Annotated in this window: 10 protein-coding genes; 8 read left to right on the forward strand and 2 right to left on the reverse strand. The window is 76.5% G+C overall.

Annotation, left to right across the window (positions count from 1 at the left end; all coding sequences use genetic code 11):
• From VGL20_12530 to VGL20_12540, 3 genes are all read left to right on the forward strand, one after another.
• The coding region (locus VGL20_12530) for a hypothetical protein (GenBank protein ID HEY2704507.1) at nucleotides 1-648 on the forward strand (648 nt) is incomplete at its 5' end.
• Between the two features lie 101 nt (nucleotides 649-749).
• Nucleotides 750-965: a hypothetical protein gene (locus tag VGL20_12535; protein HEY2704508.1), complete on the forward strand. Its 216-nt coding sequence runs from the start codon at nucleotides 750-752 to the stop codon at nucleotides 963-965.
• 30 nt (nucleotides 966-995) lie between these two features.
• A complete protein-coding gene (locus VGL20_12540) occupies nucleotides 996-2,594 on the forward strand; it encodes a glycosyltransferase family 39 protein (protein HEY2704509.1) in 1,599 nt (532 codons plus the stop codon).
• A gap of 7 nt (nucleotides 2,595-2,601) precedes the next feature.
• On the opposite strand, the gene VGL20_12545 is transcribed toward VGL20_12540, so the two are convergent.
• Complete coding sequence (locus tag VGL20_12545) at nucleotides 2,602-3,552, reverse strand: alpha/beta hydrolase-fold protein (GenBank protein HEY2704510.1); 951 nt, start codon at nucleotides 3,550-3,552, stop codon at nucleotides 2,602-2,604.
• Between the two features lie 62 nt (nucleotides 3,553-3,614).
• Nucleotides 3,615-4,598 carry a lysylphosphatidylglycerol synthase transmembrane domain-containing protein gene (locus tag VGL20_12550; GenBank protein HEY2704511.1) on the reverse strand — a complete coding sequence of 328 codons (984 nt, stop codon included), beginning with the start codon at nucleotides 4,596-4,598 and terminating at the stop codon, nucleotides 3,615-3,617.
• 86 nt (nucleotides 4,599-4,684) lie between these two features.
• Between VGL20_12550 and VGL20_12555 the strand changes: the two genes are divergently transcribed.
• The 5 genes from VGL20_12555 to VGL20_12575 all read left to right on the forward strand — a co-directional run bounded on the left by VGL20_12555 (nucleotide 4,685) and on the right by VGL20_12575 (nucleotide 8,916).
• Nucleotides 4,685-5,854 carry a CaiB/BaiF CoA-transferase family protein gene (locus VGL20_12555; protein ID HEY2704512.1) on the forward strand — a complete coding sequence of 390 codons (1,170 nt, stop codon included), beginning with the start codon at nucleotides 4,685-4,687 and terminating at the stop codon, nucleotides 5,852-5,854.
• Nucleotides 5,855-5,995: 141 nt separating this feature from the next.
• Nucleotides 5,996-6,535, forward strand: a complete 540-nt coding sequence (locus tag VGL20_12560; protein HEY2704513.1) for a hypothetical protein — start codon at nucleotides 5,996-5,998, stop codon at nucleotides 6,533-6,535.
• 89 nt (nucleotides 6,536-6,624) lie between these two features.
• Nucleotides 6,625-7,920 carry a sigma-70 family RNA polymerase sigma factor gene (locus VGL20_12565; protein HEY2704514.1) on the forward strand — a complete coding sequence of 432 codons (1,296 nt, stop codon included), beginning with the start codon at nucleotides 6,625-6,627 and terminating at the stop codon, nucleotides 7,918-7,920.
• 147 nt (nucleotides 7,921-8,067) lie between these two features.
• On the forward strand, nucleotides 8,068-8,568 hold the full coding sequence (locus VGL20_12570; GenBank protein ID HEY2704515.1) for a hypothetical protein: 501 nt from the start codon (nucleotides 8,068-8,070) through the stop codon (nucleotides 8,566-8,568).
• A gap of 24 nt (nucleotides 8,569-8,592) precedes the next feature.
• Nucleotides 8,593-8,916, forward strand: coding sequence for a hypothetical protein (locus VGL20_12575; GenBank protein ID HEY2704516.1), 324 nt, complete (start codon nucleotides 8,593-8,595; stop codon nucleotides 8,914-8,916).
• Nucleotides 8,917-8,965: the final 49 nt, after the last annotated feature.

Below are 8,965 nucleotides of genomic sequence, written 5' to 3' on the forward strand. Positions count from 1 at the left end.
GTCGTCGGCGGCGGGCTCACCGCGGTGCAGCTCTGCCTCGGCGCGGTGGAGCGTGGCGCCCGGCCGGTGCTCCTCAGCCGTGCGCCCCTGCGCGAACGTGACTTCGACGTGCGTCCGGGATGGTTCACGTACCGGCTCGAGCGCTACCAGGCGCAGCCGGCGTGGGACCGCCGGGCGGAGACGCTGCGCGCCGAGCGCCGCGGCAGCGTGCCGGCGGCCGAGCTCGACGACCTCGCGACGTGCGAGGCGCGGGCGGAGCTCGACAGCCGGTGCGGCGTCGCCCTCCGCGAGGTGTCCTGGTCCGGGACGTCACTCGACGTGGACGGAGTGGGTGCCGACCGCCTCTGGCTCGCCACCGGGCACGGCTACCACGTCGCCGCCGAGCCTCTTCTCGACGAGCTGTGCCGGACCCATCCCGTCCGCGTCGTCGCGGGGCTGCCGGTGCTCACCGGCGACTGTCTCTGGCCGGGTACCGCGGTGCACGTGATGGGCGGGCTCGCGGCGCTCCAGCTGGGGCCGATCGCCCGCAACCTCGCCGGAGCACGCATCGCCGCCGAGCGCATCGCCGCCGCGGCCGGACGGCGGGCCCCCCTCCAGTACCCGGCGCCTCAGCCCACCGCGACGCCGACCCCGGCTCCGGCGCGCTGATCCCGGACCCGGCGCGCGAGCCGGGCGCATCCGTAGGTGAGGGCGGCGAGCCGGGGGGTGGTCGGCGCAAGATCGGACGCCGGTCCGGAGTCTGAAACAGTGTGCCCAGACTCCTGCCCCTGATCGGGACACTCGGCCTGATCACAGCTGCGCTGGCCGGCTGCGGCTCGGCGTCGCCCTGGCCGCCCTCGACGATCCCGACCGCGACCCCGCTGCCGAGCGGATACGTGCTGGTCCTGCCGCCGACCCCGAACACCTCGGCCTCGCCGACCCGGGAGGCCGCGGGGGCGAGCCAGGCGAAGCCGCCCAGCAACTGACCGGCCCGGCCTCCCACCGATAATGCGCCGGTGCTGCGGCGCAGGCGGATGCTGGTCGAGGGCGGCGTGCTGCTCGTCATCCTCGGGCTGCTCCGCGCCCCCAGCCTCCTCGAGCCGCCCTGGGCCGCCGATGAGGGGGCCTACGCCAACATCGGCCGGGCCCTCCACCTCGGCGGCGTGCTCTACCGGACCGTCTGGGACAACAAGCCGCCCGGTATCTACTGGCTGGCGGCGGCGGTCAGCGCCGGCGGCGCCTCGGTGCTGCGCATCCACCTCGCCCTGCTGGTGCTGGTGGCCGCCGGCACCGCGCTGGTGTGGGCCGCCGGCCGGCGGCTGGCCTCGCCGGGGGTGGGGCTGACCGCGGCGCTGCTCTTCGCGGTGCTCGCCTCGCTGCCCAACCTCGGCGGCGACCAGCTGAATGCCGAGGTCGCCGGGGCAGTCTGCGCCGCCGCCGGCATCCTCGTCCTGGTGTTCCGCCCCTCCACCGGCCGGCGCCGCGCGGCGGCGGCCGGCGGCCTGCTCGGCGCCGGCCTGCTCTTCAAGGCCACCTTCGCCGCCGACCTGCTGGCGGCGCTCGCCGTCCCCCTGCTCGCCGCGGTGGCGGCGGGCCGGCGCCCCGGGCGGGCCGAGGTGGCGGTGGCGGTGGCGGTCGTCGCCGGGGCGGTGGCGACGGTGGCCGCAGCGCTCGTCCCCCTCGCCCTCCAGGGCTCCCTGCCCGCCTTCGTCGACGTGGTCGTGCACCAGGACGCCCGCTACGCGCAGTGGGCGCAGCTGACCGGCCCCCGAGGCGGCGAGCCGATCGCCTTCGACGCCACCCCGAGCCTGCTGCTCCAGGCCGTCGGCGCCTCGCGGCTGCTCGCCGTCCTCGCCGCCGGCGCCGCCGCCGCCCTGCTGCTGGCCCGCCGGCGCCACCGCGGCGCGGCGCTCGTGGCCTGGTGGCTGGCCTGCGACCTGGCGGTCTGCATGGCCGACGCGCGGGGGTTCACCCACTACGCCCAGCAGATGGAGGCGCCGCTCGCCCTCGCCGCCGCGCTCGCCGCCGCCGCCCTCTGGCGCCGCCGCGACCGGCGCTCGCGCCTGCTCGCCCCGCTGGCGCTGCTGGCGGTCTGGCCGGTGATCGTCGGCGCCCTGTTCCTCCCCCGAGCCGGGGCGGCGCTCGCCCAGCACCACCGGCTGCCGCCGGTGTTCCTCGAGGGCACCTCCGGCCGGCAGCTGCCCGCCTACTACGCCCGCGCCGCCGGGGTGCTGCTCGGGGGCACCCGACTCGACGCCTACCGCGCCACCTTCGCCGGCAGCGAGTACCCCGCCGACCAGGCCCGCGCCGCCCTGCTGCGCCGTCACAGCCGTCCCGGCGACCCGGTCTTCGTCTGGGGCTGGACCAGCTCCTGGGTCTACGCCCTCGCCGACCGCCGCCCCGCCGCGCGCTTCGTGTGGATGAACTCCGCGTACCACCTCTACCGGGGCGCCGACCCGCTGCTGGTCGCCGACCTCACCGCTCGCCCGCCCGCGGTGCTGCTCGCCGAGCAGCCGCTCACCGCGGAGCTGCGCACCCTGCTCACCCGGCGCGGCTACGCGCTGGTCCACGACCCCGCCGGCGACTGCTGGCTGGCGCCGTGGGCGCCGGGCTGACCCGAGCTCAGCAGCTCGGGGTCCAGAGGGTGCCGAGCCAGGTCAGGCTGTCGCGGGCCTCGACCGTCCACGCCTGCCAGCCGTGCGGTCCCGGGACGACCTCGGTGTGCAGCGGCGCCCAGCCCAGCGCCTGGACGGTGGCGACGAACCGGGTGGTGTCGGGGCCGAACTCCCAGTCGGCGGCGCCCTGGCCGAGGAAGAGGGGGGTGCGCTGGGCGGCGGGGAGTGCGGCGGCGGTGAGCTGCGGGCTGTTGGCGGCGGCGGCGGCGCCGAAGAGGTCGGCGGGGGCGGTGAAGACCCCGGAGTAGCTCGCCACCCAGCTGAACAGGCCGGGGTGCTGAAGCGAGATGTTCACCGCGCCGAAGCCGCCGGCGCTGAGCCCGGCGATGCCCCGGTAGCGGGCGCCGAGGGTGCGGTAGCGGCCGTCGACTCCGGGCACCAGAGTGTCCACCAGCCAGCTCTCGACGGTGTCGCCGAGGGCGGTGTCGCCCCACCAGGAGTCGTCCGCGGTCACCCCCTGGTCGTCGGGGAAGACGGCGATCACCGGCGGCAGCTGGGCGGCGGCGATCATCCCGTCGAGCATCGAGGGCATCCCGCCGCCGCTGATCCAGTCCTGGGCGGTGCCCGGCGAGCCGTGGAGGAAGTAGACGACCGGGAAGCGGGTGGTGGCGAGGGCGGCGTAGGCCCCCGGCACGTACACGAGCACGGCATGGCCGCCGAGGTTCCAGCTCTCGACGTGGCCGGGGAGGACGGCCGCGGCCCGCTGGGTGGTGGCGGTGACGGGGACGCAGTCGCGCAGCGAGGCGACGGTCGCGGTGGGAGCGGTCGCCGTCGCGGCGCTGCTCTGGGGCGCGGACACCCGGGCCCGCACCGCCGCCACCGAGCCGACGGTTCCGGCGACCGCCGTGGCCAGTGCCGCAATCGCGATGGTGGCCCGCTTCCCGATCGTCCCGCGCATTTCCGATGACCTCCCATTCCGATCCTGAGGTCAGTCTGGAAAATGAAACTTTCGGGTTCCTTTCAGCAGTGATCGCATCCCGGTGACAGTCGTGACAGTCCGGTGACCGTGGTGCCGCGCCGCCTCGCGCCCAGCCGTCCGAGACAGACGGCGCCGCCGATCAGCGCCACCGGGAGGATCTGCAGATCGGCGAAGACGGCGATCGCGGTGGCCGCCACGGTGCCGACCCCGGTGTGGGCGAGGATGCCGACGAAGATCCCCTCGCGCACCCCGAAGCCGTTGATCGTGATCGGCAGCAGGGTGGCGGCGAGGCTCACCGGCACCGCCAGGGCGAAGACCTGCCAGCCCGGGTGGGCGCCGACCGCGCTCGCGAACAGCACCATGCTCACCAGGCTCAGCGCCCAGCCGGCCAGGCAGACCGCGAACGCGGAGGCGAGCAGCCGCCGCTGGCGGCGGTAGGAGGCGAGGCTGTGGCCCAGGTCCACCAGCACCCGGGTGACCCGGTGCGTCCCCCGGCAGCGGCCCACGACCCGGTCGCCGTTCAGCGCCGTCAGCGCCAGCGCGGTGACCAGCAGGAGGAAGGCGGCGGCGAGCAGGCGCGACATCCCCGCCGGCAGCCCGGAGACGAACAGCGAGCCCGCCACCGCCCAGCAGCCCATCGCGAGCAGCCCCATCAGGTGGCTGGCGACCACCGAGCCGAGGGCGGCGCCGTAGCCCAGGGTGCGGCCCACCTCGACGGTCCGGACGGCGTCACCACCGACCCCGGTGGGCAGCGCCTGGCCGATGAAGGTGGCGCGGAGGAAGACCGACGCGAGCGGCCGCCACCCCAACGACGACCGCTCGCGGAGGAGCACCGCCCACTGGGGGAAGGCCGACGCCTGGGCGAGCGCGCCGAGGGCGACGGCGGGGATGAGCAGGCGCGGTGCCGCGGTCGAGAGCAACCGGCCGAGGGCGGCGGGATCGATCCCGTGGACCACCACCGCGATGCCGGCGAGGCTGACGGCGAGGCGCGCGGTGCCGCGCCCGCGCTGGGGGATGCTGACCATGCCCGCATCGTCGCGGGTGCATCCTTTCGACTCGGTGACGGCGCGGCAGGCCGCGCCGGCCGAGGGGTTGAGTATCCTCAGCAGCCGTGACCGAGACCCCCTCCGAGCCCGCCTCCGGCGGACCGCTGGCGGGCCTGCGCATCGTCGAGGTGGCGGGCATCGGGCCCGGCCCCTTCGCGGCGATGATGCTCGCCGACATGGGCGCGGAGGTGCTCCGGATCGAGCGCCGGGTGCCCGCCGCCGCGGACGCCGGCATCGTCGACGGCATCCTCCGGCGCAACCGCAGCGGGGTGGCGGTGCTCGACCTGAAGGCCGGGGCCGGCCTGGAGACGCTGCTGCGGCTGGTGGACGGCGCCGACGCGCTGCTCGAGGGCTTCCGTCCCGGTGTCGCCGAGCGGCTCGGCTTCGGACCCGACGCCTGCCTCGCCCGCAACCCCCGCCTCGTGTACGGGCGGATCACCGGCTGGGGCCAGGACGGTCCGCTGGCGCGCAGCGCCGGGCACGACATCGACTACATCGCGCTGAGCGGCGTGCTCCACGCCATCGGCCGCCCGGGGGTGCCGCCGGTGCCGCCGATCAACCTGGTCGGCGACTTCGGCGGCGGCGGCATGCTGCTCGCCTACGGCATGGTCTGCGCTCTGCTCGAGGCCTCGCGCTCGGGCCGGGGCCAGGTGGTGGACGCCGCCATGGTCGACGGCTGCGCCGCGCAGATGGCGATGACGATGATGCTCCGGCACCTGGGGATGTGGAGCGACCAGCGGGGCACCAACCTGCTCGACGGCGGCGCCCCGTTCTACGACGTCTACGAGACCGCCGACGGCGGCTGGATCGCCGTCGGCGCGATCGAGCCCCAGTTCTACGCCGAGCTGCTGCGCCGCTGCGGCCTCGACGCCGGCGCGCTGCCCGCGCAGCACGACCGCGCCTCCTGGCCGGAGATGAAGGAGCGCTTCACCGCGCTCTTCCGCACCCGCACCCGCGACCAGTGGTGCGAGCTGCTCGAGGGAACCGACGCCTGCGTCTCCCCGGTGCTCAGCCTCGACGAGGCCCGGAGCCACCCCCACAACGTCCATCGCGGCACCTTCGTCGAGGCCTTCGGCGTGCCCCAGCCGGCGCCGGCGCCGCGCTTCAGCCGCACCCCGGGCACGCTCCGCAACGGGCCGCTCCGCCCCGACGACGACGGGCTGGCGGTGCTGGCGCGGTGGGGCCTGGGCGGCGACGAGGTGGCCCGGCTGCGCGCCGAGGGCGTGCTCGGCTGACCTCACGGTCGGCCGCCACCGGATCGTGACAGCGGCGGCGCAGGAGCGGGGGGACACGGTGCCCAGAGGCTCCTAGACTGGAGGGGCGCGTCGCGGCTGCACCCGTGATCGCGCAGAGCTGCAGCTGGGGATGGTCTGACCGTGAACGTCGTCCTCGTGGCGGCGGTGGTGGCGCTGGTCGCCGCGACCGCAGCCCTGGGCACCTGCGTCGCCCTGCGGACGATCGCCGCGGAGATGCCCGCGGAGCTGAACCGCATGGCGCGCCTCTGCGCCATCGCCCTGGGCACCGGCCTCGGAAGCGGGCTCATCCTCGCCGTCCTGGTCCAGTCGGCCGGGCTCGACACCCCGCGCACCGTGGCGCTCGAGCTCCTCATCGCCGCCACCCTCGCGGGGATGGTCGCCGAGCATGCCGCCGCCTCCCGCTGGCTGCGGCTGCGCTGGCTCTGCACCCCGGGCGCCTCGCTGCCCCCGCTCACCGCCCCGCGGCGCTGGCCGCGCCGGCTCCAGCCCCAGGTTGCGCTCGCCGGCGCGTCCGGCCTGCTCGCCGCGGTGCTCATCGCCGCGGCGCTCTCCGACCCCACCCTGCCGCGCTGGACCCTGCTCTTCGGCCTCGCCTCAGCGGGCCAGGGGGTTGGCGTCGCCCTCACCGCCGCCCGCCCGCTGCGCCGCCCGGCGGGCTGACCGGGGGATCGCGACCATTCCGCCACCGGGCTGTCACCGGTGATCGCGGCAGCAGCCCCGAACATCGTGGTCAGGAGGACCGGCCAGGCATGTCCAGCGCGTCGATGGTGGTGGAGGCCCCGGAGGGGGCATCCCCGGGCGGGCCCGCTCGCGGGTCCGCGCTCGTCGACCCGGCCCTGGTGCTGCGTGCCCAGGCCGGCGACCCGGACGCGCTGACCGAGCTCGCCGAGCAGGTCCGCCCCACCGCGCAGCGCTTCGCCAGCCGCTTCCTCAACGACCCCACCCGCGGCGAGGACGTCGCCCAGGTGGCCCTGATGAAGGCCTTCTCGCGGCTCGGCGACGTGCGCGCCCCGGCCGCCTTCCCCGCCTGGCTGATGCGGATCGTGCGCAACGAGTGCCTCAACGAGCTGAGCCGCCAGAAGCACGCGCAGGTGCCGATGTCGCTGCTCGCCGGCGAGGGCACCCAGATCCAGGCGCCGGCCGGAGGCGACGGCGACCCGGAGGAGGCGCTGCTGCGCAGCCAGCTCCAGGACCTGGTGCGGAAGGTCGCGGCGACGCTGCCCCACCACCACCGCCAGGCGCTGGTGATGCGCGCCCTCGAGGACCGCACCTACGAGGAGATCAGCCAGGCGCTCGACGTCCCGGTCTCGGTGGCCCGGGTCTGGTACTTCCGCGCCCGCAGGCGGTTCCGCGCCTCGTTCGTGACCATGATGGTCGCCCGCCGCGGTGTCCCCGCCCTCTGCCAGGAGATGGGGGAGGCGATCGCGGAGATGATCGAGGGGACGCTCGCGGCCGCCGACCGCCCCCGCCTCCAGGGGCACCTCGACACCTGCACGGTCTGCCGCCAGACCGAGGACGAGCTGCGCAACACCGCCTTCCGCACTCCGACCCGGGCGATGCTGCTGGGCCTCGGCCTGCTCCGCCTCGGCTGGAGGCTGCCCGCCAGGGTGCGCGCCGGCGCCGCCCGCGCACCCGCGGCGGCCGCGAAGGTCGCCGTCACCGGCGCCGGCGGTGCGGTGCTCGCCACCGCGATGGGCGCCGCCGCCCCGCCGGCCGCGCCCGCGGGGAGCACCCTCCCCGCCGCCCCCACCGGTACCGGCCCGGTGGGCACGGTGCCCCCGGCGGGCGCGGTGGTCAACTCTCCGGCGCCGCTGGCCGGCGCCACGGCGACGCCGGCCCCGCCGACCCTGCCCGGCCTGCCCGCCGTGCTCGGCGCCGCTCCGGTCGGCTCGCTCCTCGAGCAGCTGCGCGGCGCCACCACGAAGGTCGGCGGCGCCGTGGTCGCGCCGCTGCCCACGCCGCCCGCCGGGCTGGGCTCGGTGACCTCCGCGGTCGGCGGGCTGGCCCATCCTCCCACCGCCGGGCCCGCGCCGGCCCTGCCCTGACCGTGGCCGCGCCGGCCACTCAGGTGCCTCCGCCGGAGCGCGCGTGGGGCGCCCGTATACTCGGCGGAGGGAGCGCTGTCAGCGACGAGGGAGCTGATCGCGTGGGGTGCCCCGACCATTCAGCGCGTCACCGCTGAGAGGAGAGAGATGCGCGTCGACAGCTTCCGCTTCCTCCCGCGCAGCTTCCGGCCCCTCTACGAGAACGAGGTGGCGCCGGAGGGCGAGCCCGCCTGGACCGCCTTCGCACCCCGCCTCGCCGGCGCCAGGATCGCGCTGCTCACCTCCGCGGGCCTCCACCTCCGGGACGGACAGCCGGGCTTCGACCTCGAGCGCGAGCGCCGCGAGCCCACCTGGGGCGACCCCTCGTGGCGGCGCATCCCCGCCGGGGTGGCCAGCGGCGAGCTGGGAATGTGCCACCTGCACGTGAGCTCTGCGGACGTCCTCGCCGACCACAACGTGGCCCTCCCCATCGACCGGCTCGCCGAGCTCGCGGCCGCGGGGGTGGTGGGCGCGGTGGCCCCCGAGCACGTCTCGGTGATGGGCTACCAGGAGCGCTCGCTCCAGGGCTGGCGCGACTCCACCCTGCCCGAGGTGGTCGACATGCTGCGCGGCGAGGCCGCCGACGGGGTCGTGCTCGCCCCGGTCTGACCCGACTGCTGCAGGAACGTGCCCGTGCTGGCGCGCTGGATCGAGGAGGCGGGGATCCCCACCGTGGTGGTGACGATGATGCCCGACATCGCCGTCGCCGCCCCCCGTGTGGTCGGGGTGGAGTTCCCGTACGGCCATCCCTTCGGCCTCCCCGGCGACGCCGCGCTGCAGCGCCGGGTGCTGGAGACCGCGCTCACCGTGCTCGCCGGCGCATCGGCTCCGGGCACCCGCGTCGACGTCGACGTGGAGTGGCCGCAGCCGCTCCGCGAGGCCTACCGGGCCTGGCAGCCCGCCGAGCCCAGCCCGATCGTCGCGGCGATGCTGGCGAGGATGCGCGGCGAGGGCTGACCAGACCTCGCACCGGGGGCTACCGACCGCCGCCCCCGGCGCCGTCCGC

It is taken from the genome of Candidatus Dormiibacterota bacterium, from assembly GCA_036495095.1.
Taxonomy (GTDB): domain Bacteria; phylum Chloroflexota; class Dormibacteria; order Aeolococcales; family Aeolococcaceae; genus CF-96.

Bases quoted from the DNA above. Each gene is read 5' to 3' on its own strand.
- VGL20_12570 (HEY2704515.1), top strand. From the start codon at position 8,068: ATGCGCGTCGACAGCTTCCGCTTCCTCCCGCGCAGCTTCCGGCCCCTC.
- VGL20_12550 (HEY2704511.1), bottom strand. From the start codon at position 4,598: ATGGTCAGCATCCCCCAGCGCGGGCGCGGCACCGCGCGCCTCGCCGTC.
- VGL20_12565 (HEY2704514.1), top strand. From the start codon at position 6,625: ATGTCCAGCGCGTCGATGGTGGTGGAGGCCCCGGAGGGGGCATCCCCG.
- VGL20_12545 (HEY2704510.1), bottom strand. From the start codon at position 3,552: ATGCGCGGGACGATCGGGAAGCGGGCCACCATCGCGATTGCGGCACTG.